Here is a 23,846-nt window from a genome sequence, read left to right on the forward strand (position 1 = left end):
GGGGGTTGGGCGGTGCCACGCGGGGGCGGAGGGCCCCTGTGCCGGTTTACACGGGCGGTTTTCCCCGGGGCAGGGCGCTCCCGGGCCCCCCTGGGGGGGGGGCCCGGGCCCCCCCCGTCCCAGGGGCTGGTCAGGCCGTCTTGGGCTTGCGGGCCACGGCGACGGCCAGGGCGGCGCAGGCGAGGGCTGCGACGGCGGCGAAGCCGCTGACGGCGGGGAGGAGGCCGTAGCTCTGGACGAGGGCGCCCACGGCGACGATGGGGAGGGAGCTGCCGAGGTAGACGATGATCCAGAGGGCGCTCATCTCCGAGCCCCGGCGTTCCGGGTTCATCGCGGCGACGGCGGTGGTGAACAGGGAGCGGAAGGCGACGCCCTGGCAGGCGCCGCCGAGGACGCTGCCGATGAAGAGCAGCGCGGGCGTGCCGGTGTACCCGGCGGCGACGACGAGTCCCAGGCCTGCGGCGAGGCCGGTCATGCCGAGGGCGATCACCACGCGGTCCGAGGTCGGCGGCACGATCAGCTGGGCGGCCGCCGAGGAGCCGAGCAGCAGGGCGGCCACGATCGCGCCGGTCAGGTGCGAGGGGGTGTGCAGCAGCTTGGCGGCGAAGGACGGGGCCAGGCTGAGGTAGACGCCGAAGACCGCGTAGGAGATGAAGCCGGCCGAGGCGGCGAGCAGGAACTCGCGGCGGCCGGTGCGCGGCAGCCGCAGTCGCTGGGGGCGCAGGTGGGCCGGGGTGGTGATGCGGGGCGGGGACGCGGGCGCGCGGTTGCGGCCGGGCATCCGGGGGTGCACGAGCGCCAGCGGCACGCAGAGCGTGAGCAGGGCGATGGCGTGCAGCAGGAAGGGTGTCAGCAGCGGGTCGGAGCCGCCGGACAGCAGGGCGCCGACGACCGGGCCGAGCGCCACGCCACCTGCTGAGCAGGCCAGGGTGAGCTTGGCGGCGAGCGTCGGGTGGTCGGGCAGCAGGTCGCCGAGGGCGGCTCCGGCGGCGCCGGTGGACAGGCCGACGGCGATGCCCTGGACGGCCCGGCCGATCGCCAGCTGCCAGAAGCTGCCGGCGGTCGCGAACACGACGTCACCGGCGGCGGCCAGCGCGACGGCGGGCAGGATCAGGGCACGGCGGCCGAGGTGGTCGGACCAGTGGCCGACGATGGCCAGCACCGGGACCAGCGCGAACACGTAGATCGTGAAGAGGATCGTGGTGTCGAGCGCGGTCAGGCCGAGGCGCTGCTGGATCATCGGGTAGATCGGCGTCGCCAGGTTGGCACCGATCAGCATCAGCAGCAGGGCGGCGGCCACTAGGCCGACGCGGACTCCGCGCAGTGCGTTCCAACGGCTGATCGCGGAGAGCTGGAGCTGGGGCCGGGGCGCGAGTTCCAGGGGAAGCAGGGCCTCCGACAGTCGGCGTCCGTCGAGCTGCGCGGTGCGCAGGCCGGAGCCGGCGGGGGAGAGGTCCGCCATGTAAGGGATCTCCTGTGGCAGGGCACCACCGGGTCGGCGGGGTAGGCCGGCGCGCCCGTCCTGAGGCGCTGTGGTGGTGGCCGCGGTGCGGGGCTCCCTGGTGGAGCGGATGAGCTGAGGATTGTGGGCTTCGTTGCCCGGCGGGCCCGCGCGGGGTGTGCGCGGGTACCAGGTCGAAGGATAAGGGGTGGGAGCGCATTCGCGGCGCGCGCCCCTGCGTGCGCCCCTTGCGGCCGGGCATCGGGGGTGCCACACCTATACGCTGAGGTGGTGAAACGGTACGCGGCGCTGTTGGGCTGACCGCTGGCTGAGGGAGAGCGCACAACGATGGCCGGACGACGTCGCAAGAACACCGGGGGCTCGGCGGGAGAGGGCGCGGCCGAGGCGGTGCTGCCCGCCGACCTGGAGCTCCAGGACCTCTACGGGGCGTTCGCCGCCCACGGACTGGACGACGAGGACCTGGACGACGCGGCCGTGCTGGTGCCGCCGGTGAAGCTGCCCCCCGAGCAGGAACTGGCCGGGCAGGCGAAGGCCGTCCCGATGTTCGGGTACGCGCTGGCGCTGGCCCGCTGGGCCGCCCCGCACCTGGCGGTCGACGAGTTCGGCGACCTCGTCGAGGCGGACCGGGCGCCCGCGGCGCGGCTGCTGGGCCTGGCCCCGGCCGAGGGCGAGGTGCCGGAGGAGGCCGAGATCGAGGCGCTGCGGGCCTGGTCGCTCGCCTGTGACCTGGACCTGGTGGAGCTGGGCACGACCGCGGAGGGCGAGCACGTCGCCGTCCCGGGCCCGGACCTGGAGCCCGCCGAGCAGGGCGATCCGGAGACCGTCCTGGAGCTGTGGCTGACCGCCGCCGGGATCGTCCGGGAGCTGGCCGTGGAGGCCGACTCGCTGCCGGAGGAGACGGCGGAGGGGGCCGAGGCGCAGGCCGAGCCCGGCGAGGAGGACGAGGACGGGCTCTCCGAGGTCGAGGAGGCCCGGGACGAGGCCGCCGAGCTGCTCGACGAGGCGCTGCAGGTGCTCTACGAGACCACCGCCTTCGCCGAGCCGGGCAACGAGACCGTGCCGCTGGGCGTGCTGGCCGCGCTGCTGGTGGTGCCGGAGGGCGAGGAGCCGAGCGAGGAGCTGCTGGGCGACATCACCGATGTGATGGTCGCGCTGGACCCGATGCTGGGCGACCTGGCCGAGCTGGGCCTGCTGGACTACCGCCCGATCGACCCGGAGCTGTTCGACGAGGAGGAGGGCGCGGAGCCCGCCGTCGTCGGCGAGGAGCCGCTGGACGAGGAGGAGTCGGCCCGCTTCGGCCTGGTCCGGCTCACCCCGCTCGGCCAGTACGGCATCCGGCAGTGGCTGCTGGAGGACGGCTACGACGCGCCGCTGGTCGGCGACCTGGCCCAGGGCGACGCCGCTGAGCTGCTGCGCGGGTTGTGCGAGTCGGCCAACGTGCTGCCGGAGGAGGAGCTGCGGGTGTGGACCGCCGACCGGGAGCCGGTCGCGGCGGCGCGCGAACTGCTCGTGGCGGCGCGCGGCGACGACGCGTACGGCCCGCTGCGGCGGATGCTCTGCGTCTCCGCGCTCGACCTGCTGGGGCCGGGCGCCGAACCGGCCGTCCGGGAGGTGCTGGACGACCCGGAGCTGGGCGGCGCGGGGCGGGCCTGGTTGACCGCGCAGGGCGCGACGGACGTGCCGGTGCCGACCCGGACGATGACGCTGTGGACGGTGGTCGACACCTTCGCCGCCCAGCTGCTGGACAACGGCGGCGACGCCGCGCTGCTGCGCGAACTGGTCACCGACCTGCCGGTGAAGGGCGATCCGGCGGCCTGGTTCGGTGAGCTGTGGCGGGTCGACCACCCGTACACGGCGGACGTCCTGGAGGCGATCGGGGAGCTGCACCTGGACCGGGCGGTCGCCAAGGAGGCCCGCAAGGCGGCCTTCAAGGCGCGCTCCAAGAAGTAGGCGGCTCAGGGCAGGTCCAGCGAGCCGTCCTCGGTGAAGGGGAAGAACGGGTTGTGGGCCAGCTCCCAGAGGTGGCCGTCCGGGTCCTCGAAGTAGCCGGAGTAGCCGCCCCAGCTCGTCGGCACCGGCGGCTTGACCAGCACGGCGCCGGCCTCGACGGCCGTCTTCATCGCGGCGTCCACCAGCGCGGGGGACTCCAGGTTCACCGCGAGGGTGACGCCGCGGAAGGACGGCTCGCCGGTGGCGGGCACGCCCGCGTCGGCGGCCAGCTCGTCGCTCGGGAAGAGGCCGAGCGCCGAGTCGGCGGTGCGGAACCAGACGATCTCCGGGCTGGAGGCGGTGGAGCGCCGCCAGCCGAGGTCCTCGTAGAAGCGGGCGCTGCGGTCGAGGTCGGAGACGCCGAGGGTGACGATGCTGATCCTGGCGGGGACACCGGTCGGTGCCGCGGTGCCGCCTGCGGTGGTGCTGCTCTGTGCTGTCATGCCGCCAGGGTAGGGAGGGCGGCTGACAACCGGGCGTCCTGACACGGCCACCGCCTCCGTCCGGCAGAGGAGCTGATGACCCGGCAGCGGCGGGCACGTAAGGTGGCGTCAGCGGTGCGGGCGCGAGGAGTCGGGGGTGCGGCACAGGATGATGCGGGAGAGCGGCGGCAGGCACCAGGAGTGGAACACCGGGCCTTCGGGCCGCGCCCCGGTCCCGGAGCGGCCGGGCCAGGAGGATCGTTTCGCCGACCAGGTGGAGTTCTCCCGCCGGACCCTCGCCGCGGTCGACTTCCCCGTGTACGGCGTGGCCGCCGGCCCGGCCCGCACCGGTGAGGCGCTGGCCGCCTTCGAAACCTCCGGCGGCGAACTGCGCTGGGTCGAGGTGCAGTGCGGCGACTGGCGCTCGGCGGCGGGCCCGTACGTGACCGTGCGCACCTACCGTCCGGGCGCCGAGCGCGCCGAGCCGCTGCCCGAGCTGGAGGACGTGGTCGAGGACGAACGGGACCGCGTCTACGAGCAGTTGGGTGTCGACGAGGGCGACGGGCCGGGCCGGGTGCGGGCACTGCGCGAGTGGATCACGGTGGACGGCGAGCCGTGCGCCGTGGAGGTGTACGAGGACCGGCGGGTGCTGCGCCCCGGAGCCACGGTGGCCGGCGGGCCCGGGTCGGTGTGGGCCGTGCGGCTGCGGATCGACGGCCTGACCGTGACGGTCTGCGGCCGCGGGGTGAACCCGGGCGGGGTGGAACTCGGCGGGATCGGCGACTTCGAGCGGTACCTGCGCGGACGCACCGACCTGCTGCGCGACCTCGCCTCCCGGCAGGCCCGGTACGTCCCGGTCGAGGAACGCGAACTGCCGCCCGTCGTCGGGCTGGAGGCGCACCGGTCGCTGATCGCGCAGAGCGTCGCGGAGACCGCCGCGATCGAGGCGCAGGTCCGGGCCGGGCGCACGCCGCGGTTGCCGCGCGGGCTGCGCGGGGACGCCTGCGCGGTGCGCTGGGAGGCGGCGGTGCGCCAGCAGATGAGGCTGGCCACCGAGACCCGGGAGGAGGCCGCGGCGGCGGTGACCTCGATGGTCAACCACCTCAACCGGCTGTCCCAGCAGACGCACTGGCTGGTCGGCACGGCGGAGGGGGAGGCGGCCGTCGAGGAGGTCGTCCGGTACACGGTGTTCGCGAGCGAGGTGGCGAGCCTGCCGGCCCAGCGGGCCTGGGAGCAGCTGTGGCGGGAACGGCCGGGCGGCGGCGGGGCCGGGGTCTGGGAGCAGCACCGGCTGGCCGAGCAGCTGTGGCTGGCGGCCTGGGAGCAGTGGCGGGCGGCCCGGCGCTGACGGTCCGACGTTGACACTCTGCCGCTGACGGTCCGGCGTTGACACTCCGCCGCTGACGGTCCGGCGGTGGCGGCGGTGTGCCGGATTGTGGCAGGGCTGACGACGCCTTGGCAAAGTGGAGGTCATGTGTCAGTCATCAGTCGGCAAATGGACGCCCGGGCGTGAGGTGGGCGTCATGCCGGGTTCACCCGTCCGGCGGAGCCTGCTGGCGTCGGCATCCCGCCCCGACGCCCCGCTCATCCCCTCAGGAGTTGCTGCCATGTCGCTGTCCCGCCGGGACTTCGTCAACCGTTCCACCCTCGTCGGGGCCGGCGTGCTGATTGCCGGCAGCGCCGAGGCCCTGGCCAGCGCCCCCGGTGCGATCGCCGCCCCGGTCGGCGGCGAGGCCCCGGCCGCCGCGGCCGCCGGCACCAACGCGGCCGGTGGCACCGCCGTCGGCTACGGCACGCTGGTGCAGGACCCGGCCGGGCTGCTGTCCCTGCCGAAGGGCTTCTCGTACAAGGTCCTGAACCGGGCCGGCGTCACCAGGCTGCGCACCGGCGAGTTCACCCCGAGCAACCACGACGGCACCTCCGCCTTCGAGGACGAGCGCGGCGGCAACTACATGGTCGTCAACCACGAGCTGTCCGGCGCCCGCGCGAACTGGCCGCACCCGGTGCCGCTGACCGAGGGCCACGTCTACGACCCGGGCGCGGCCGGCGGCTGCACCATCGTGCACGCCAAGCGGGACGGCTCGGTCGAGCAGTGGGTCGGCATCGCCGGCACCTCCACCAACTGCGCGGGCGGCGTGACCCCGTGGGGCACCTGGCTGTCCGGCGAGGAGACCGAGGACAAGGCCGGCAAGAACGGCTTCACCAAGGACCACGGCTACATCTTCGAGGTCGACCCGCTCGACGACGACTACAACCGCGACCCGCAGCCGGTCAAGGCCTTCGGCCGCTACGCGCACGAGGCCGTGGTCGTCGACCCGAAGCGCGGCCAGGTCTACCTCACCGAGGACGCCTCGAACCCCAACGGCCTGCTGTTCCGCTGGACCCCGCCGGCCGGCTTCCAGCACGGCCGCTACCAGCTGCGGGGGCTCGCCGCCGACGCCGGCGTGCTGGAGGCCTTCAAGGTCTTCGACGGGCAGGGCAAGTTCGTCGACGACCTCTCCCGCGCCACCAAGGTCGGCACCACCTACGGCGTGGACTGGGTCAAGGTCCAGGACCGCGACGCCAGGACCGTCTCCGTCCGCAAGCAGTTCAAGGACGGCGAGGTCACCCGCGCCCGCAAGCTGGAGGGCATGTGGTGGGGTGACGGCGGCTTCTACTTCGTCTCCAGCTTCGCCCGCTCGGAGAGCCCGCTGCAGCACGACGGCCAGGTGTGGTTCTACAGCCCGGCCCGCCGCACCATCACCCTGAAGGTCCTGCTGGGCGTCAACACCGACGTCTGGGGCGACCACGACAACTTCGACGGCCCGGACAACATCACCGTCTCGCCGTACGGCGGCATCGTGATCTGCGAGGACGGCGAGGGCATCTCGCACCTGTTCGGCGCCACCGAGGACGGGCTGGTCTACCCGATCGCCCGCAACGAGCTGAACATCGGCACCGCCGAGAAGCCCGAGTTCAGCGAGTTCACCGGGGTGACTTTCTCGGACGACGGCAAGACCCTGTTCGCCAACATCCAGACCCCGGGCATCCAGCTGGCCATCAGCGGCCCGTGGCGCCGGCTGAACGAGCACAAGCGCGGCCAGGGCTACGGCGAGTGACGGTTCACCAGGTGTGACCGGTGGGGCTGTTCGGCTGCCCGTGGACTACTCGTCCGCGGGCAGCCGCAGTTGCAGCATCGCCAGCAGCCGCTGCTGCGGCTGGGCCAGGTCGATGCCGGTCAACTGCTCGGCGCGGCGCACCCGGTAGCGCAGGGTGTTGGGATGGATGTGCAGGGCGTCCGCGGCCACCCTGACCTCGCCGAGCGCGTCCAGCCAGGCCAGCACCGACTCCGCCAGCCGGGTGCCGTGCCGGCGGTCGTACTCGGTGAGCGCGGTGAGCCGCGGATCGCGCAGGCCGGAGCGCTCCTGCAGCAGCGCGACCATCTCGCTGACCAGCACCTCCGCCTGGACGTCGATCAGCGCCGCGACGTCGAGGTCCACTCCGCCGCGGCCCATCGCGTCCAGGATGCGGTCCGCCTGCGCGCGGGAGTCGGGCACCTGGGCCAGGGCGTCGACGGTCGAGCCGATCGCGGCGCGCAGCGGGACGCCGAGGTGCTCCCGGGCGGCCGTCACCACCTCGGAGGCCCAGTCGCGCACGGTGGTCATCGGCAGGCCCGGCGGCAGCTCGGGCAGCAGCACGTACACCCGGGACTCGATCGGGGCGAGCAGCGCGGTGCGGTGCCGGGCGGCGGTGTGCACCGAGATCAGGCCGGTGACGTCGGAGCGGTGCAGCGCCTCGGTGGTGTGCGCGCTGTATGCCAGCACGGTGGCCGGGCGGCGCAGGTCCAGGCCGAGATGGGTGGCGAGCGACTGGGGGCCGGTGGAGCCCTCCAGCAGTCCGGTGAGCAGCGTCCGGGTGAGCCGGACGTCGGCGGACAGCTCCCGGCGGCGGCGCACCAGCTGGGCGGCCGCGACGCGGGCGGCACCGACCAGCGCCTGCTCGGCCAGCGGCGCCAGCGGCTGCGCGCCCTCCTGTACCCAGATGGTGCCGAGCGGCTGCGCCCCGGCCCGGATGCCGATGGCCAGGCGGCGGCGCAGGCCGAGCTCGGGGTGCGGCTCGACCGCGATCGGGGTGTCCGAGCTGCGCAGGTGCTGGAAGATGCCCCACTCGCGGAGCTTGGACAGGTACGGCTCCGGGCCCTGCCAGCCGAGGATGGAGAGCCGGCGCAGGTCGTCGACCTCGTCGGAGTCGGAGGAGCGGGAGTACGCCAGCACCCGGCTGGAGGTGTCCTCGATCGAGACGATGCCGTTGGTGAGCACGGCGACGGTCTGGGCGAGGGAGAAGAGGTCACCCGCGTTGGAGTCGGGGGCGGCGGGCGCGTCCGGGGCGTCCGGGCCGGCGATGATCGCCCGGGCCAGCGAGTCGAGGTGCTCCCAGCGGGTCTCCCGGCGCACCGAGAGCAGGGCGACGCCCGCCTCGGTGGCGGCCTCGCGCAGCGCGTCGGCCTGGCCGGGGCCGTCCAGCTTGACCGCGACGGCGGCCGCGCCGGCCCGGCCGGCCGCGCGCAGGGCGGGGAGGGCGGCGCGGCCGCGGGCGCCGATCGCGAGGACGAGTTCGCCGGGGGCGGCGGTCGGCGGGTCCTCCGGGTCGAGGATCGCCACGTCGCGGACCGCGACGTCCAGGCCCAGCGGGGCGGCCTGCAGTTCGACCAGCGGTTCGCCGAGGGACATCAGCAGTTGACGGAGCGGGAGGCCGGGGGTGGGCACTCAGGCCTCCTTCATCCGCGCGGACAATACCGTGTGGTTGATTTTAGCCGGACGGACAGAGTTTCGGTTCGTCATCCCTGAATAGTTGATTCTGACTAGTCGATGCCGGATAGTCAGTACTGACCAAGTGATGAGGAATGTTCTCATGGCGAAGCGACGCAAGGTGTCGAACCCGCTGGCCCTCGCGGTCCTGGCCGAACTCGGAGCCGAGCCGATGCACCCGTACGAGATGGGGCGCCGGCTCAAGGAGCACGGCAAGGACCGCAACATCAAGTACAACCGCAGCTCGCTCTACATGGTCGTCGAGCAACTGCGGAAGGCCGGGTTCGTCGCCGAGCAGGAGACCGTCCGCGACACCCAGCGACCGGAGCGCACCGTCTACGCCCTCACACCCGAGGGCCAGGCGGAGCTCCTCGACTGGATGCGCGAATGGATCGCCGAACCGCAGGAGGAGTACCCGGCCTTCGGGGTCGCCCTCTGCCTGCTGGTGGTGCTCCCGACCGAGGAATCGGCCGACCTGCTCGGCCGGCGGCTGGAGGCGTTGGACGCGCGGATCGACGCCTCGCGCGCCCAGCTGCACAAGGCCGCCGGGATGGACGTCCACCCGATGTTCGTCGTCGAGGAGGAGTACGCCCTCGCATTGCTGGAGGCCGAGCGCCGCTACACCGAGAACCTCATCGGACAGATCGGGGAGCCGGAGTTCAACCGGACCCTGCAGGAATTCATGAGGAGCCTGGAATGAGCACCACCAGCACCAATGGCATCGCCAGCACCAACGGCACCAATGGCACGACCCGTAAGGCGCTGGTCATCGGCGGCGGCATCGCCGGACCGGTGATGGCGCTGGCACTGCGCAAGGCCGGCCTCGAACCGGTCGTGTTCGAGGCGTACCGGACCTCCGCCGAGGGCATCGGCGGGACCTTCATGATCGCCCCCAACGGCCTCGGCGCCCTGGCTGTCGTCGGGCTGGAAGCGGAGGTCGGCCGGATCGGGCAACCGGTCGGGCCGATGGTGATCGAGGACGGCAAGGGCGGCGTGCTGGCCGAGTTCACCGGCCTCGCCGACCTGCCGCCCGGCCGGCTGATGCGCCGCGCCGAACTGTACGAGGTACTGCAGCGGCGGTTGCGGGAGACCGGCATCGAGGTGCGGTGGGGCAAGCGGCTGGTCGGTGTCGAGGAGCGCGCCGACGGGATCACCGCCCGGTTCGCCGACGGCAGCAGCGCCACCGGCGACCTGCTGATCGGCACCGACGGCACCGGCTCCACCGTCCGCACCCTGATCGACCCGGCCGCGCCCGCCGCCCAGTACACCGGACTGCTCGGCGTCGGCGGCTACAGCTCCCACCGGCTGCCCGGCCGGGCCGGCCGCGGCGAGTCCGTGCACTTCGCCAACGGCGCCCGCGCCTTCTTCGGCTACTGGGGCCTGGCCGACGGCAGCGGCACCGCCTGGTTCAGCAACATCCCGCAGCCCGAGCCGCTCGCCCCGGAGGAGGCCCGCGCCGTCGGCACGGCGGAGTGGCTGCGCCGCTGCCGCGAGCTGCACTCCGACGACCTGCCCGCCCGCGACGTGCTGCGGACGGCCGACGTCGAGACCATCGAGACCTTCCCGCGGCTGGAGATCATGCCGTCCGTGCCGCGCTGGTACCGCGGCCGGATGGTCCTGGTCGGCGACTCGGTGCACGCCCCGTCCAACAGCTCGGGCCAGGGCGTCTCACTGGCCGTCGAGAGCGCCGTCGAACTCGCCCGCTGCCTGCGCGACCTGCCCGACCACACCGCCGCCTTCGCCGCGTACGAGGCGCTGCGTCGGCCCCGGGTCGAGAAGATCGCCGCCGACGCGGCGCGCACCAACAGCCAGAAGTCCTCCGGGCCGATCGGGCGGATGATGTTCCGGCTGGTCGCGCCGATCGCGATGCGGACCTTCCTGAGCCCGGAGCGGACGCTGCGGCCGGTGCACGGCTACCGGATCGACTGGGACCGGCGGGTTGCCCCGGTCACGCCGGTCGCCCCGGGCGCGGGCGCGCCGGGCGCGACGGGCGCGGGGACGACGGGCCGTCACGGGCGGGACAAGCGCGCGGCCTGACGGTCGGCGTGCCGGTGGGTCCGGTGGGGCGGGGGTGACGCCGGGGACGGTGGGGGCCGCTGTGAAGGTCGGCCGTGACCGCGGCGTGATCCCCTTCGTCGGGCCGGACAACGCCGTACGGGGGAATTTAGCCGCGCGGCCAATCAAGTGGCCCGGTCGCCAGGAATAGCGTTCGTGCTGTGGCCGGCGTGCGACCCGCGCCGGCAATCCCCCCGCATTGAACGAAGGAGAGCGTGCGCTCTATGGACGCTGTGACCCAGGTCCCCGCGCCGGTGAACGAGCCGGTCCACAGCTACGCCCCCGGGAGCCCGGAACGGGCCCGTCTGGAGGCCAAGCTGAAGGAGCTGGGCGGCCAGGAGCCGGTCCAGCTGACCATGACGATCAACGGTGAGCGCCGGATGGGCGGCGGCACCGAGTTCCACGTCGTCCAGCCGCACAACCACGCGGCTCGGCTCGGCACCCTGCGCAACGCCACCCAGGCCGACGCGCAGGAGGCCATCGACACTGCCCTGGCCGCAGCCCCGGCCTGGCAGGCGCTCTCCTTCGACTCCCGCGCCGCGATCTTCCTCAAGGCCGCCGACCTGCTGGCCGGCCCCTGGCGCGAGACCCTGGCCGCCGCCACCATGCTCGGCCAGTCCAAGACCGCCCAGCAGGCCGAGATCGACACCCCCTGCGAGCTGGTCGACTTCCTGCGCTTCAACGTGCACTTCGCCCGCCAGATCATGGCCGAGCAGCCGATCTCCTCGGACGGCGTGTGGAACCGCAGCGACCACCGCCCGCTGGAAGGCTTCGTCTACGCCATCACCCCGTTCAACTTCACCGCGATCGCCGGCAACCTGCCGACCGCGCCCGCGCTGATGGGCAACGTGGTGCTCTGGAAGCCGTCCCCGACCCAGCAGTTCTCCGCGCACCTGCTGATGCAGCTGCTCGAGGAGGCCGGCCTCCCCAAGGGCGTCATCAACATGGTGACCGGCGACGGCCTGGCCGTCTCCGAGGTCGCGCTGAAGCACCCGGCGCTGGCCGGCATCCACTTCACCGGCTCCACCGCCACCTTCCAGCACCTGTGGCGCGAGGTCGGCACCAACATCGCCGGCTACCGCACCTACCCGCGGATCGTCGGCGAGACCGGTGGCAAGGACTTCCTGGTCGCCCACCCGTCCGCCGACCCGAAGGTCCTGAAGACCGCGATGACCCGCGGCGCCTTCGAGTTCCAGGGCCAGAAGTGCTCGGCGCTCTCCCGTGCCTACGTCCCCGCCTCGCTGTGGGCCGGTCTCAAGGACGAGTTCGCGGCCGAGGTCGACGGCCTCACCATGGGCGACGTCACCGACCTGTCCAACTTCATGTCGGCCGTCATCGACGAGCGCGCCTTCGCCAAGAACAAGGCCGCCATCGACCGCGCCCAGGCCGACCCCTCCGTGGAGGTCCTGGCCGGCGGCACCTACGACGACTCGGTCGGCTACTTCGTCCGCCCGACCGTGCTCGTGTGCCAGGACCCGGCCTCGGAGTACTTCCGCGACGAGTACTTCGGCCCGATCCTCGCCGTGTACGTCTACGAGGACGAGAAGTACGACGAGATGCTGGCGCAGATGGAGTCGGCGTCGGCCTACGGCCTGACCGGCGCGATCATCGCCCAGGACCGCGCCGCCGCCCAGGACGCCATGCACAAGCTGCGCTTCGCGGCCGGCAACTTCTACATCAACGACAAGCCCACCGGCGCCGTCGTCGGCCAGCAGCCCTTCGGCGGCGGCCGGGCCTCCGGCACCAACGACAAGGCCGGTGCCAAGCAGAACCTCACGCGGTGGACCTCGACCCGCTCGGTCAAGGAGACCTTCGTCCCGCCGACGGACTACCGCTACCCGCACATGGGCTGACCAGCCCTGACGTGCTGACCACACGGCTCGTCCAGTAGCCATCGGTCACCCGCGACGCCCGGCCCCGCAGCCGGGCGTCGCCCGCCGGGGCGGCGTGCTCCACCCCCGTGCCCGCCGCCCCGGCCCCCCTTCTGCCACCCTTGGAAACACCAGCTCCAGGAGTCACGATGCTCCGTTCCGCCCTTCTCGCGGCCTCCCGGTCCCCGCAGGTCCGCACCGTGGTCGAGAAGTTCCCCCCGACCCACGCGATAGTCGAGCGCTTCGTCGCGGGCGAAGCCCTCGACGACGCGGTCACCGCCTGCGACGACCTGGTCGCCACCGGCCGCAAGGTCACCCTGGACCACCTCGGTGAGGACACCCAGGACGCCTCCCAGGCCGCCGGTACCGCCGAGGCCTACGAGCACCTGCTCAAGGCCCTCAAGGAGACCGGCCTGGCGGCCGGCGCCGAGGTGTCGGTCAAGCTGTCGGCCGTCGGCCAGTTCCTCCCGGTGGACGGCGAGAAGATCGCGCTGGAGAACGCCCGCCGCATCTGCGAGGCCGCCGCCGACGCGGGCACCACGGTGACCCTCGACATGGAGGACCACACCACCACCGACTCCACCCTCGCCATCGCGCGCGAGCTGCGGGCGGACTTCCCCTGGCTGGGCGTCGTGCTCCAGGCCTACCTGCGCCGCACCGAGGCCGACTGCCGCGAGTTCTCCGGCGCCGGCTCCCGCGTGCGCCTGTGCAAGGGCGCCTACAAGGAGCCCGAGTCGGTCGCCTTCCAGGGCAAGCACGAGGTCGACCTCGCGTACGTCCGCGCGCTGAAGGTCCTGATGGCGGGCGAGGGTTACCCGATGATCGCCTCGCACGACCCCAACATGATCAAGATCGCCGGCCAGCTGGCCCAGTGGAACGGCCGCAAGCGGGACTCCTTCGAGTACCAGATGCTGTACGGCATCCGCCCCGAGGAGCAGCTGCGCCTCGCCGGCGAGGGCAACACGATGCGCGTGTACCTCCCGTACGGCCAGGAGTGGTACGGCTACTTCATGCGCCGCCTCGCCGAGCGCCCGGCCAACCTGACCTTCTTCCTGCGGGCCATGGCCACCCGCAGCTGACGCTGCCGGCCCGGTGGAACGGCTCGTACCCCCTGTGTGGGAGGGGGTACGAGCCGTTTCGCGTTCCTAGAGGAAGTCCTTGGTGTCCAGCTCGAACTCGAAGGGAGCCGGGAGCAGCAGCGGTTCACCGAACGCGGACAGGTGGACCTCGGTGTACTCCTCGCGGTGCGGCTCGCCGAACAGGCTGATCTGGGACCTCTCGCGGTCGACGAGGAGGTAGAGCGGGATTCCGGCCCGGGCGTAGCCGTGCCGCTTGGTGATGCGGTCCTGGTCGGGCTTGCTCGACGTGACCTCGGCGACCATGGCCACACCGTCCGGTTCCATCCACGGCGGGGCGCCGCGGAAGAGGCGGAGTTCCCGTGGAGCGAACGTTGCGTCCGGGACGACGTGGTTCTTCGGGCAGGGTCCGCCGCTGATCAGACGGAGGCCCTTGCCGCCGGACACCTGCATGCGGACCCTGGACCGCGCTTTCACCTGGTCGATCAGCAGATCGATGTGGTCCTCGTGATCGCCGTCCGACGGTGGTGCCACGATGATCTCTCCCTCGATGAGCTCGGCTCGGAAGCCTTCGGGGGAGTGCAGGCTCAGGAAGCCCTCCAGCAGGATGTCTGCCTGCGATGGGGAGTCCGTGATCGGTTGCTCATGCGCCACAGCACTCATGGTGCCCCTCCTTCAGATGGGCGTCACGCTATGCACGGTCGGGGCGGGAAGCGCAGTCCACGGTGAGCTTTCACCCGATGGTGTGAGTTTGGGGCGGGCGTAGGATCCCGGTGCTGTGAACTGGGGTCTTGGCGGAAGGAGTTGGGGATGCTGAAGGAGTTCGCGGGGCTGTCGACGCCGGTGGTGGCGGATGCGTGTGTGCGGCTCGGGGTGGGGGTGCGGGCGGCGCCGGTGGGAGTCGGTCCGGTGGGGGCCGGGGCGCGGGTGACGGGGCGGGTGCTGCCGGTGCGGCACTACGGGAGTGTGGACGTGTTCCTGGAGGCGTACGGGGCCGCCCGGGACGGGGACGTGCTGGTGATCGACAACGGCGGGCGGACGGACGAGGCCTGCGTCGGGGACCTCGCGGTGCTGGAGGCACGGGCCGCCGGGGTGGCCGGGATCGTGGTGTGGGGGCTGCACCGGGACACCCCCGAGCTGCTGGAGATCGGGCTGCCGGTGTTCAGCTACGGCGCGCTGCCGCTCGGGCCGATGCGGCTGGACGACCGGGAGCCGGAGGCGCTGCGGACGGCGCGGGTCGGGCCGCACACGGTCACGGCCGGGGACGTGGTGTTCGCCGACCCGGACGGGGTGCTGTTCGTCCCGGCCGACCGGGTCGGGGAGGTGCTGGAGGCGGCCGGCGCGATCGCCCGGACCGAGCGCGCGCAGGCCGGGCGGATCGCCGACGGTGACACGCTGCGCGCGCAGACCGCCTTCGACGCGTACCTGGAGCGCCGCGCCGCCGACCCGTCGTACAGCTTCCGGCAGCATCTGCGGCGGGTCGGCGGGGCGATCGAGGAGTAGCGCGGGGAGTGAAGTCCCTTACAGAGGGCGGTACATGACGTGCAGGCCGACGTAGCCGTCGACCGGGTGGTGGAAGGCCTCGGGGACGGTGCCGACGATCTCGAAGCCGAGCGACTCGTAGAGCTTCACGGCGTGGTGGTTGTTGGCGACCACCGCGTTGAACTGCATGGCGCGGAAGCCCGCCCGGCGGGCCCAGTCGAGGGTGTACTCGACCAGGGCCCGCCCGATGCCCTTGCCGTGGTGGGCCGGGTCGACCATGTAGCTGGCGCTGGCGACGTGCGAGCCGTTGCCGGGCCGGTTGCGGTTCATGTTGGCGGTGCCGACGATCCGCCCGTCCTCGTCCACCGCGACCACCGTGCGGTTGGGGGCGGCGAGCAGCCACCACTCCTGGCCGAGCTCGGAGGGCATGTCGAGGGGGTAGGGGAAGGTCTCGCCGGCGGTGACGATCGCCTGGAAGAAGGGCCAGATGGCCGGCCAGTCCTCGGGGGTGGCTTCGCGGATGATCATCCGCTCAGCATGATCGTCGGCGGGCCGGCGGGCCACCGGTTTTCCGTTCAGCCGCCGAGGACGGCGTCCTCGACGACGGCGGCGGCGTTGGCCTGGCCCCGGGCGTTCGGGTGCACCACCGCGTACTTCAGCGGGATCACGCTGGTCAGCACGCCGTCCAGCCAGTGGTCGGGGTCGCAGACGCTGTGGCCGGCGGTGGAGGGGTAGAGGTCGACGAAGGTGTCGCCGTGGGCGGCGGTGTTCTGCGCGATGACCGCGTTGAGCGGCTCCAGGATCGCGGTCCGGGCCCAGGCGAGGTCGCCGGTGGTGAAGGTGGCGAACTGCAGCAGGTCGCCGTACGTGCAGAGGTTGACGTTCTCCGGGACGAGGTGCGGGTAGCCGACGGTGAGGACCTTGGCGAACGGGGCCCTGACGTGCAGCGCGGTGAGCATGGTGTCGTAGCCGCTGCGCAGCGCGGCCAGGCGGTCGGGCAGGCCGGCGTCGTATTTGTCCTTGCAGGGGGTGCCCTGGCCGAGGTGGGTGGCGCCGAGTTCGATGCAGTTCTTGAGGATCTCGGCGAAGCCGAGGTCGTTGCCGCCGATGCCGACGGTGACCAGGTCGGTGGCCGGGCCCACGGCGTCGACCTGCGGCGGGACGGGCGGGTAGGGGGCGCCGGGGTCGGTGCCGAGCGGCGGGAGGGGGCGGCCGAGCGGGGAGAGCTTGGTCGCGTGGATGTTCTCGGTGGTGGCGCCGCTGCAGCTGACGTTGCGCTGGTCGACCAGGAAGCCGAGGTCGCGGCGGATGATCTCGGGGTAGGACCCGACGGTCCGGGCGCAGCCGTCGCGGGGCTCGGTCAGGTCGCCGGTGGCCTCGATGACGCCCGCGGTGTAGGAGTCGCCCATGGCCACCCAGGTCAGCGCCCGGGCGCGGGCGGACGGCTCGGCGGCGGCCTGCACGGTGGTGGGGGTGGTCAGTCCGGCGGCGAGGACGGCGGCGGTGCCGGCGACGGCGAGGCGGGACAGGAAGCGTGGCACGGTCTCTCCTCAGCGAGTGCGGGGGAGAGTGCGATTCACCCCCCTGAGAGTCAATCGAGTCGGTGTGTGTGCGACTTGATGCCTCAGGAGGGTGAATTCGTGGGCGTTGGCGTGATGAGGGCGGTGGGCTAGAGCAGCGCGGCGGCGGGCTCGATCATCGCCCGGGCGGTCTTGCCGTCCACGTACTCGCCGAGCGCGGTCATCTCCCACTCGCCGCCCGGTCGGCGGACCAGCTTGCACATCACCACGCCGGTGCGCGACTCGGAGTGGGTCAGGTCGAAGCGGACCAGCTCCTCGTTGGTGCCGGCGTCCAGCAGGCGGCAGTAGGCGTTCTTCACGTCGGTGAACTTCTGGCCGGAGAAGGAGTTGACGACGAAGACCAGTCCGTGGACCTCGGCCGGCAGGCCCTCCAGGTGGACGGTGATCAGCTCGTCGTCACCGTCGCCGCCGCCGGTGAGGCTGTCGCCGGAGTGGGCGATGGCGCCGTTGAAGATGTTCAGCTTCATGAACCAGGCCGTCTCCAGCCGCTTGTGGCGGGCGTCGAAGGCGAGGCAGGAGGCGTCCAGGTCGATGCTGCGGCCACGGGCGGCGGGCTCCCAGCCGAGGGCCATCCGGACGGAGGAGAGGAAGGGGCGGCCGTTCTTGACCAGGGAGACGGAGCTGCCCTTGACCAGGCTGACCCGGCCCTTGTCCAGGGTGATCTTCGCGGGCGCGCCCGGGGTCGCGGGAACGGAGGGCGGCGCGGGCGGGGCCGGCGGCAGCGGGTGGGAGCCGGTGGCGAGGGCGATCCGGGGGTCGACCGCGGCGGCGGCGGGCGGGGTCGCGGGGGCCGGGGGAGCCGCCGGGGGAGCGGGCGGGGCGGGCGGTGCGACGGGCGGGGTGGGGAGCTGGAGGGTCGGGTCGGCCGGAGCGGCCGTGGCCTGCGGGGTGCTCGGGGCGGGGGCGGCCTGGGCGGCCGGGGCCGGGGTGTCGTCGACGCTGACGCCGAAGTCGGTGGCGATGCCCGCGAGGCCGTTGGCGTAGCCCTGGCCGACCGCGCGCACCTTCCAGGCGCCGTTGCGCAGGTAGACCTCGACCACGACCAGCGCGGTCTCCAGGCCCAGCCGGGGCGGGGTGAAGGTGACCAGGACCTCGCCGGTGTCGGCGTCGCGGACGGTGGCGGTGGGCTCGGTCCCGGCGAAGGTGGAGACCTGGTCGGCGGGGCTGGCGGTGACCGCGATCTTGGTGATGTCCGCCGGGACGGCCCGGGTGTCGACGGTGATCGCGTCGGGAGTACCGGCGGCGGCCGGGCGGTGGCTCACCCCCGGGCCGTTCGGGGCGTTGAAGAAGACGAAGTCGTCGTCCGAGCGCACCTTTCCGGCGTCGGTCAGCAGCAGGCCGGAGACGTCCAGCGCCTTGGGCGCGGTGACCTCGACGGTCACTCGCGCGGCGGTCAGCGGTGCGTTGCCGCCTTGGGTCAGGACGGTGGGCACGGACTCCTCCTCGGGTGCGGAACGACGGCCCCGGTCGGGGGCCTTTGGGGGCGCCCGGCCGGGTGCTGCCCACAGTAACGAACGAGGGTGCGGGGATGCGCCCGTCCGAGCAGCTCAGCTGTCGGATCGTCGGACTGTCGGAATGTTGTGACGATGGGCCGTCGGAGGAGCGTGGCCGTTGGAGAAGCGTGGCCACCGGACGGCCTGCACCGCCGGACGGCCTGGACCGCCCGGGCCGTCAGCGGGGCGCGGGGGCCGCCGGGACACCGGGGGCCTGGGGCGCGAAGGGCGGCGGCGCGGCCGGCAGTGACGGGGTCGGCGGTGCCGGGGTGGGCAGTGGCGGGATGGGGTCGAAGCCGCCGAGCGCGGCGACCGCGCGGGGGTGGTCGAGGGCGAAGGCGGAGGCGCTCCAGCTCTCCGCCGGGGCCGACTTGCGGACCGCGGACGGGTCGGCGGCGGCCGGACGGGCGCCGCGCGCGCCGAAGGTGTAGTGGCCGGGCCGGACGTCGGTGCCGGGCGGTGTGGTGAAGCGGTAGACCAGGGTGCCGCGCTCCTGCTGGACGGTGACCACGGCGCCGGGCAGGTCGGTCCAGGCGGTGCCGGTGCCGGCGGCGGACTCGCCCGGGGCGAGCCGGAATTCGGCCTGCAGGGCGGTGACCGGCTCGGTCACGGTGAGGCCGAGCTCGTGCCGCAGGCCGTCGCGGCCGAGCGGGGCGACCAGGGAGGTGCCGGACAGGGCGTGGTCGGTGCTCGGGTCCGGCGTACCGGGGCCGGGCGCGGTGGGGCCGGGCGCGGTGGGAGCGGGTGCGGTGGGGCCGGGTGTGTCCGTCGGTGTGCCGCCGTCGCCGCCCGGGTCCGTCGGGGCCTGGCCGTCCGGGGACCCGCCGGTGCCGGGGGCGGTCTCGGTGGGCGGCGGCACGGGGCGGGTGGGCGCGGTGGGCCTGATGCCGGGCAGTTTCGGTGGCACGCCGTCGGTGGGCTGGCCGTCGGGCTGTCCGGCGGGCGGGGTCGGGGCGGCGGGCGAGGGCCCGGCCGGAGCCGGTACGCCCGGCTGGGTGCCCGCGAGCTGGGTGCCGGGGGGCTGCGAATCCTGCCCGGTGGCGGTCTGACCCCCGGTCGGGGCCGAGGAGCCCGGGTGCGCCGAGCGGTCGCCGGGCGGGGTGGCCAGGACCGGTGCCGCTCCCGAGGGGTGGGCCGCGGGGCGCGTGGACGGGTGTGCCGGTTGCCGGGTGGCGGACGGTCCGCCGGCCGGGGTGGCGGTCGGGGTCTGCGCGGAGGCCGCCTCGGCCTGGTCGGTGGCGCCCGGGGTGGGCGGCGGGGTGGAGCCGACCCGGGCCACGCCGGCCCGACGGCCGATCCCCTGCTGCTCGTTGAGCAGGAGGGTGGTGGCGATGCTGATGCCGACGACGGTGGACATCGCCATCGCAGCGCCGGAGAAGCGCAGGGTGGGCAGTCGGAGTCGGCCGCCGAAGGGGCGCGGTCGGCCGTGCCGGCCGTGCCGCTCGGGCTCGTGCCGCACGTCCCGCGCGGTGTCCTCGCGCACAGCCACCGGACCCCCTCCCTCCCCGAAGTCGCGTCGCCGTATTCTCCCACGCGCTGCCGCCGGGCCTGGTTCCGGCCGTCGCGGGCCGGTCCGCCGCGGGCCCGCGCCGGGGAGGGGGAGAGCGTACCAGCGGGCGGTCATACCGTGGACGGGTTCCATCCATTTCGTGGACACCCGTTCGATGTCCGGAAGTTGACGCTCCGTCCGACAGGGAAGTAGGGGGCGGTTGGCCTGGATGGTGGCGGTTGTTGCAACCCCCTTGCAACCCTTGCCGCCCGGCACGGGGTGGCGCAGGCTGGGTCCATCCCACGCCGCCCCGGAGAGACCGTCATGCCGCCCGACCCGCTGTCCGCAGCCTCCAGTGCACCCATCGCCGCCACCCCCACGGGCGGCGATGGGGACGGCTCCACCGCCGCTCCGGCGGCGGTGGAGGAGGTGCTGACGCTCCGGATCTCGCTGGGCGAGGAGGTGGTCGGCGAGGTGCGCACCCGGTTCCGGTTCGACGCCGCCCGCCCGTACGAGGTGCTGTTGACGTTCCACCTGGGGCGGCCGGACGAGGCCGACTGGGTGTTCTCGCGCGAGCTGCTGCGCGACGGCCTGGGCATGTTGAGCGGCCAGGGTGACGTCAAGCTGTGGCCGGCGTACTGCCCGTGCCACGGCTCGACGCTGCACCTGGCGCTCGAATCCCCGCACGGCAGCGCCCTGCTGGAGGCTCCCAAGCCCCGGGTGCAGGCCTGGCTGGACCGGACGTACGCGCTGGTCTCCGAGGCGCGGGAGTGCGACTGCGGCCCCACCGACGACGACCTGGCCGCGCTGCTCGCGGGCGGCTGACGGGCGGCTGACGGGCGGCGGGCAAGCGGCTGAGGGTCGGCGGTCGGCCGCGGCCTCAGCGGCCGAGCGGCTGGTCGCCGGGTGCGCGCGGCGGCGGGACGGGTACCGCTCCGGGCAGCCGCACCGCCCCCGTCGCCAGCGCGGCCCGCAGTCTCCGGACGGCCGGGGCCGTGGAGGCGGGCAGCAGGTCGTACGGGTCGTCCGGCCCCTCCACGGTGACCAGCACCGACTCGGCGATCCGGTACGGCCGGTGGGCCAGCAGCCCGCCCAGGTAGCGGCGCAGCCGGGACAGCTCCGCGCGGACCGTCACCGTCCGGCCCGCGTCGCCGAACAGCGCCTCGGCGAGCTGGGCGGCGGTGCTGCCCTGGCGTCCGGTGGCGAGCAGGAGCAGCAGTTCGGCGTGGCGCGGGCTGAGCGGGTGGGACCAGCTGCCGACCGCGCCCCGGACGGACAGTTCGGGCCGGTCCGCCCGGCGCAGGTCGAGTCGGAGCCGGGCCCCCTCGGCCTGTTCGGCGCTCACCGTGCCGGAGCCGTCCTCCCCGGGCGGCCGGATCGGGCGCACCAGCCAGCCGTCGGCGAGCGGTTCCAGTACGCACTCGCCGAGGCCGGGCACCCAGTGCACGGCGGCCGGGGCCCAGCCCTCGCTGGGCACCCGCAGCCGGTTGGGCGGCGGCAGCCCGGCCGCGGCGGCGGTCCAGCCGGCCGCGTCCACCACCAGGGCCGGGCCGCCGACCCGGGCGAGCAGCGGGGCGGCCAGGGTGCGCAGCTGGTGCAGGGCCTCCAGCCGGTGGGCGCGCAGCTCGGTCTCGGCGAGCCGGGCGGCGGTGGCGGTGAGCTGGAGCAGGTACGGGCGGATGCTGTGCGCGGGGCCGCTCAGGTTGATGGCGCCGACCAGCTGCCCGGTGCCGGGGTCGTGCACGGGCGCGGCCACGCAGGTCCAGGAGTGGTGGCTGCGCAGGTAGTGCTCGGCGGAGTGGACGTGCATCGGGCGGCGGGCGCGCAGGGCGACGGCGATGCCGTTGGTGCCGACGCTCTCCTCGATCCAGCGGGCGCCGGTGATGAAGCCGATCCGGTCGGCGCTGCGGCGCAGGCCGCGCTCGCCCTCCTGCCAGAGCACGTGGCCCTCGGCGTCGGCGATGGCGAGGATCAGCGGGAGTGCGTCGGTCGGTTCCAGCAGGGTCTGCCGCAGGACTGGCATGACTGCGTCAAGCCCACTGGCGCGGCGGCGCTGTTCGATTTCGGCCGGGCCGAGCAGGGCGGCGGCGGCACCGGTGTCGGGGTCGAGGCCGAGCCGGCGCAGCCGGGCCCAGGAGTCGCCGATCTCGGGGCGGGGTTCGAGCAGGCCGGGGACGCCGCCCTCCTCGGGGGAGGCGGGACCGGTCAGCTCCCGGGCGGCGGCGTCGGCGAGGGTGCGCTCGTGGACCTTGGCCAGCTCCGTCGCGGTCGGCGGGGTGCGGCGCTCTGGTCGTCGGGACTGCCGTCCGGTCTGCCGCACTCGGTCCGCTCCTCGCCGCCGTTCGAGGTCGCGCCGGGGCCGACGCGCTGACGAAAGCGTACGGGTGAGCTGGGCCCGTGGGGATGGGGTCTGCCAACTCGGCATACCGGACGGTACGCGGGGGCGGCCCCGGCCCCGGGCGACCCCCGGGCCCGGGTGGGTCTCAGCGCTGCGCGCCCACGCCCTGCTGGGCCGCCTCGACGGTGTGGTGCAGGTCGGCGGTGGCCTCCAGCGTGGCGCCGGTGCTCAGCGCCAGGCAGGCGGCCAGGGCCAGCGCGACCGCCCGCAGCCGGGTGCCGGGGGTGGCCGCCGGGCGGGGCTGGAGCAGGGCGGCGACCCGGCGCGGGACCGGCCCGGAGTGCGCGGCGGGGGCCAGCCTGGGCCGGTCCGGCCAGGGGGAGCGGCTCGCGGCGAGGGCGGCCCGGCCGACCGCGCGGGCGGTCACGGTGCGGTCGCCGACCCGGGCCGCCGCCACCTCGTCGGCCCACCGCTCCAGGTGGTACCCGAGCGGCGCGCGCAGCGGGCGGAGCGCCGGGTGGACGTCGGCGGCGTGCTCGGCGAGGGCGAGGAAGACGTGGTGGCGGGCGGCCAGGTGGGCGCGCTCGTGGGCGAGCAGGGCGGAGCGCTCGGGGCCGCTGAGGGCCCGCAGCATCCCCGAGGTGACCACGATCCGGCCGGGCTCGCCCGGTCGGCCGGGGCGGCGCAGACGGCCGGGCAGGGCGAAGGCGTCGGCGCGCTCGTCGTCCAGGACGGCGAGCGGGGGCTCGGCGGGCCGCAGAAGCGCCGTGAGCACTGATCCGGCGGGCCGCAGGAGGGCGGAGAACGCGGGCTCGGCGGGCCTCGGCGGGGCGGTGCGGCGATCCGGGGTGCGAGCCCGGCGCACGGTGGCGCGCGGGAGGCGCGTATCCGGATGCCGGTCATCGGCCGGGAGGGAGGCCCAAGCCGTGCGCAGCTCCAGCCGTCGGCGGCGGGCCGTGCGCACCGCCAGCGCGGCGAGCGCGACGAGCGCCAGGGCCGCCGCCGCGGCGGCGAGCGGGGCGGCCGGCGCGGCCGCGGTGAGCCACGGCAGCGAGAGGTGGCCGAGGGCGGCGACCGGCGGCAGCTGGAGCAGCCCGGCAGCGGCGAGCAGGCCGAGCGAGCAGAGGGTGCCGCCGGCCAGGACGGCGGCGCTGCCGGCCAGCATCCAGGCGGCGGCTCGCGGCGACAGCAGTTCGGCGAGGCGGCGGGCCAGCGGGGCGGCCAGGAACGGCAGCAGCAGCGGGGCCCAGACGGCGATCATCATCGGCCGGCCGCTCCCCTGCTGCCCGGCCACGGGTGGTCGTCGCCGACGGTTCTGGTGAGGGCTCCGGCGTCGGCGGCTCCGGTGCCGGGGCCGGCGGGGCCGTCACCGAGCAGGTCGCGCAGCAGCTGCTCGTCCTCGGCGGAGAGGTCGGAGATGAAGCGGGCCAGCACGGTGGAGCGGTCGGCCTCGCGGCCCAGCTCGGTGTGCATCCGGCGGGCCGCCAGTCCGGCGGTGTCCTGGACGGTCGGGGTGTAGGCGTAGGCGCGGCCGGCCCGGGTGCGCTCGACCGTCCCCTTGTCGTGCAGCCGGGCCAGGATCGTCGCGATCGTGGTGCGGGCGAGGTCCCCGCCGAGCGCCGCCTGGACGTCCTGCGGCGTCATCGGCTGCCGGGCCGACCAGAGGGCGGCCAGCACCTCGGCCTCCAGCTCCCCGGCGGGCCGGCGGGCGGACGGTACGTCGGACATGGCGGCGATTCCTCCAAGTTTCGTCTACAGTCATGTAGACCGTCTACGTGACTGTAGACGGTCGGGCGGGTCCG

20 protein-coding genes are annotated in these 23,846 nt (G+C 74.3%); 9 read left to right on the forward strand and 11 right to left on the reverse strand.

The annotated features are described in order from the left end of the window. Nucleotides 1-130: 130 nt before the first annotated feature. Nucleotides 131-1,462: an MFS transporter gene (locus tag ACZ51D_RS16475; RefSeq protein ID WP_465620985.1), complete on the reverse strand. Its 1,332-nt coding sequence runs from the start codon at nucleotides 1,460-1,462 to the stop codon at nucleotides 131-133. 327 nt (nucleotides 1,463-1,789) lie between these two features. On the opposite strand from ACZ51D_RS16475, the gene ACZ51D_RS16480 reads away from it, so the two are divergent. Next, nucleotides 1,790-3,412 carry a hypothetical protein gene (locus tag ACZ51D_RS16480; protein ID WP_465620987.1) on the forward strand — a complete coding sequence of 541 codons (1,623 nt, stop codon included), beginning with the start codon at nucleotides 1,790-1,792 and terminating at the stop codon, nucleotides 3,410-3,412. Between the two features lie 5 nt (nucleotides 3,413-3,417). Here the strand turns inward: ACZ51D_RS16480 and ACZ51D_RS16485 are convergent, their stop codons facing one another. Beyond that, nucleotides 3,418-3,894, reverse strand: coding sequence for a VOC family protein (locus ACZ51D_RS16485; RefSeq protein ID WP_465620989.1), 477 nt, complete (start codon nucleotides 3,892-3,894; stop codon nucleotides 3,418-3,420). Between the two features lie 136 nt (nucleotides 3,895-4,030). On the opposite strand from ACZ51D_RS16485, the gene ACZ51D_RS16490 reads away from it, so the two are divergent. Further along, entirely contained in the window at nucleotides 4,031-5,221 is a 1,191-nt protein-coding gene (locus tag ACZ51D_RS16490) for a hypothetical protein (protein ID WP_465620991.1), read from the forward strand. A 259-nt stretch (nucleotides 5,222-5,480) separates the two neighbouring features. Beyond that, complete coding sequence (locus ACZ51D_RS16495) at nucleotides 5,481-6,971, forward strand: alkaline phosphatase PhoX (protein ID WP_465620992.1); 1,491 nt, start codon at nucleotides 5,481-5,483, stop codon at nucleotides 6,969-6,971. A gap of 45 nt (nucleotides 6,972-7,016) precedes the next feature. Here ACZ51D_RS16495 and ACZ51D_RS16500 read toward each other — a convergent pair whose 3' ends face one another. Beyond that, nucleotides 7,017-8,618, reverse strand: a complete 1,602-nt coding sequence (locus ACZ51D_RS16500; RefSeq protein ID WP_465620994.1) for a PucR family transcriptional regulator — start codon at nucleotides 8,616-8,618, stop codon at nucleotides 7,017-7,019. A 145-nt stretch (nucleotides 8,619-8,763) separates the two neighbouring features. Between ACZ51D_RS16500 and ACZ51D_RS16505 the strand changes: the two genes are divergently transcribed. From ACZ51D_RS16505 to ACZ51D_RS16520, 4 genes are all read left to right on the forward strand, one after another. Further along, nucleotides 8,764-9,360, forward strand: a complete 597-nt coding sequence (locus ACZ51D_RS16505) for a PadR family transcriptional regulator (RefSeq protein WP_360499475.1) — start codon at nucleotides 8,764-8,766, stop codon at nucleotides 9,358-9,360. After that, nucleotides 9,357-10,697, forward strand: coding sequence for an FAD-dependent oxidoreductase (locus ACZ51D_RS16510; protein WP_465620997.1), 1,341 nt, complete (start codon nucleotides 9,357-9,359; stop codon nucleotides 10,695-10,697). The genes ACZ51D_RS16505 and ACZ51D_RS16510 overlap by 4 nt, the downstream gene beginning before the upstream one ends. Nucleotides 10,698-10,939: 242 nt before the next feature. Beyond that, a complete protein-coding gene (pruA, locus tag ACZ51D_RS16515; RefSeq protein WP_465620999.1) occupies nucleotides 10,940-12,568 on the forward strand; it encodes an L-glutamate gamma-semialdehyde dehydrogenase in 1,629 nt (542 codons plus the stop codon). Nucleotides 12,569-12,735: 167 nt separating this feature from the next. Beyond that, on the forward strand, nucleotides 12,736-13,665 hold the full coding sequence (locus ACZ51D_RS16520) for a proline dehydrogenase family protein (RefSeq protein WP_360499481.1): 930 nt from the start codon (nucleotides 12,736-12,738) through the stop codon (nucleotides 13,663-13,665). Nucleotides 13,666-13,731: 66 nt separating this feature from the next. Here ACZ51D_RS16520 and ACZ51D_RS16525 read toward each other — a convergent pair whose 3' ends face one another. Continuing rightward, nucleotides 13,732-14,325, reverse strand: a complete 594-nt coding sequence (locus tag ACZ51D_RS16525; protein ID WP_465621000.1) for a Uma2 family endonuclease — start codon at nucleotides 14,323-14,325, stop codon at nucleotides 13,732-13,734. Between the two features lie 147 nt (nucleotides 14,326-14,472). On the opposite strand from ACZ51D_RS16525, the gene ACZ51D_RS16530 reads away from it, so the two are divergent. Continuing rightward, nucleotides 14,473-15,165 (forward strand): RraA family protein, encoded by a 693-nt coding sequence (locus tag ACZ51D_RS16530; protein ID WP_465662620.1) that lies wholly within the window; start codon nucleotides 14,473-14,475, stop codon nucleotides 15,163-15,165. An 18-nt stretch (nucleotides 15,166-15,183) separates the two neighbouring features. Here ACZ51D_RS16530 and ACZ51D_RS16535 read toward each other — a convergent pair whose 3' ends face one another. From ACZ51D_RS16535 to ACZ51D_RS16550, 4 genes are all read right to left on the reverse strand, one after another. Continuing rightward, a complete protein-coding gene (locus ACZ51D_RS16535) occupies nucleotides 15,184-15,672 on the reverse strand; it encodes a GNAT family N-acetyltransferase (protein ID WP_465621004.1) in 489 nt (162 codons plus the stop codon). Between the two features lie 47 nt (nucleotides 15,673-15,719). Then, nucleotides 15,720-16,685 (reverse strand): SGNH/GDSL hydrolase family protein, encoded by a 966-nt coding sequence (locus tag ACZ51D_RS16540; protein ID WP_465621006.1) that lies wholly within the window; start codon nucleotides 16,683-16,685, stop codon nucleotides 15,720-15,722. A 128-nt stretch (nucleotides 16,686-16,813) separates the two neighbouring features. Next, a complete protein-coding gene (locus ACZ51D_RS16545) occupies nucleotides 16,814-18,145 on the reverse strand; it encodes a TerD family protein (protein ID WP_465621177.1) in 1,332 nt (443 codons plus the stop codon). Between the two features lie 250 nt (nucleotides 18,146-18,395). Continuing rightward, on the reverse strand, nucleotides 18,396-19,706 hold the full coding sequence (locus tag ACZ51D_RS16550) for a hypothetical protein (RefSeq protein WP_465621008.1): 1,311 nt from the start codon (nucleotides 19,704-19,706) through the stop codon (nucleotides 18,396-18,398). A gap of 324 nt (nucleotides 19,707-20,030) precedes the next feature. On the opposite strand from ACZ51D_RS16550, the gene ACZ51D_RS16555 reads away from it, so the two are divergent. Further along, the gene (locus ACZ51D_RS16555; protein ID WP_465621010.1) at nucleotides 20,031-20,531 is read left to right on the forward strand and encodes an SsgA family sporulation/cell division regulator; all 501 of its coding nucleotides are present in this window, start codon (nucleotides 20,031-20,033) and stop codon (nucleotides 20,529-20,531) included. Nucleotides 20,532-20,586: 55 nt separating this feature from the next. On the opposite strand, the gene ACZ51D_RS16560 is transcribed toward ACZ51D_RS16555, so the two are convergent. The 3 genes from ACZ51D_RS16560 to ACZ51D_RS16570 form a co-directional block, all read right to left on the reverse strand. Beyond that, the gene (locus tag ACZ51D_RS16560) at nucleotides 20,587-22,026 is read right to left on the reverse strand and encodes a GAF domain-containing protein (RefSeq protein WP_360499495.1); all 1,440 of its coding nucleotides are present in this window, start codon (nucleotides 22,024-22,026) and stop codon (nucleotides 20,587-20,589) included. Nucleotides 22,027-22,189: 163 nt separating this feature from the next. Beyond that, on the reverse strand, nucleotides 22,190-23,308 hold the full coding sequence (locus ACZ51D_RS16565; RefSeq protein ID WP_465621012.1) for a M56 family metallopeptidase: 1,119 nt from the start codon (nucleotides 23,306-23,308) through the stop codon (nucleotides 22,190-22,192). Continuing rightward, nucleotides 23,305-23,772, reverse strand: coding sequence for a BlaI/MecI/CopY family transcriptional regulator (locus ACZ51D_RS16570; protein WP_465621014.1), 468 nt, complete (start codon nucleotides 23,770-23,772; stop codon nucleotides 23,305-23,307). The genes ACZ51D_RS16565 and ACZ51D_RS16570 overlap by 4 nt, the downstream gene beginning before the upstream one ends. Nucleotides 23,773-23,846 lie beyond the last annotated feature (74 nt).

This window comes from Kitasatospora sp. NPDC033851, assembly GCF_055576085.1.

What these genes read in the sequence shown, in the direction of transcription:
- ACZ51D_RS16495 (WP_465620992.1), top strand. Translation starts at nt 5,481, where the DNA reads ATGTCGCTGTCCCGCCGGGACTTCGTCAACCGTTCCACCCTCGTCGGG.
- ACZ51D_RS16530 (WP_465662620.1), top strand. Translation starts at nt 14,473, where the DNA reads ATGCTGAAGGAGTTCGCGGGGCTGTCGACGCCGGTGGTGGCGGATGCG.
- ACZ51D_RS16510 (WP_465620997.1), top strand. Translation starts at nt 9,357, where the DNA reads ATGAGCACCACCAGCACCAATGGCATCGCCAGCACCAACGGCACCAAT.
- ACZ51D_RS16565 (WP_465621012.1), bottom strand. Translation starts at nt 23,308, where the DNA reads ATGATGATCGCCGTCTGGGCCCCGCTGCTGCTGCCGTTCCTGGCCGCC.
- ACZ51D_RS16485 (WP_465620989.1), bottom strand. Translation starts at nt 3,894, where the DNA reads ATGACAGCACAGAGCAGCACCACCGCAGGCGGCACCGCGGCACCGACC.
- ACZ51D_RS16520 (WP_360499481.1), top strand. Translation starts at nt 12,736, where the DNA reads ATGCTCCGTTCCGCCCTTCTCGCGGCCTCCCGGTCCCCGCAGGTCCGC.
- ACZ51D_RS16480 (WP_465620987.1), top strand. Translation starts at nt 1,790, where the DNA reads ATGGCCGGACGACGTCGCAAGAACACCGGGGGCTCGGCGGGAGAGGGC.
- ACZ51D_RS16525 (WP_465621000.1), bottom strand. Translation starts at nt 14,325, where the DNA reads ATGAGTGCTGTGGCGCATGAGCAACCGATCACGGACTCCCCATCGCAG.
- ACZ51D_RS16505 (WP_360499475.1), top strand. Translation starts at nt 8,764, where the DNA reads ATGGCGAAGCGACGCAAGGTGTCGAACCCGCTGGCCCTCGCGGTCCTG.
- pruA (WP_465620999.1), top strand. Translation starts at nt 10,940, where the DNA reads ATGGACGCTGTGACCCAGGTCCCCGCGCCGGTGAACGAGCCGGTCCAC.
- ACZ51D_RS16535 (WP_465621004.1), bottom strand. Translation starts at nt 15,672, where the DNA reads ATGATCATCCGCGAAGCCACCCCCGAGGACTGGCCGGCCATCTGGCCC.
- ACZ51D_RS16475 (WP_465620985.1), bottom strand. Translation starts at nt 1,462, where the DNA reads ATGGCGGACCTCTCCCCCGCCGGCTCCGGCCTGCGCACCGCGCAGCTC.
- ACZ51D_RS16555 (WP_465621010.1), top strand. Translation starts at nt 20,031, where the DNA reads ATGCCGCCCGACCCGCTGTCCGCAGCCTCCAGTGCACCCATCGCCGCC.
- ACZ51D_RS16570 (WP_465621014.1), bottom strand. Translation starts at nt 23,772, where the DNA reads ATGTCCGACGTACCGTCCGCCCGCCGGCCCGCCGGGGAGCTGGAGGCC.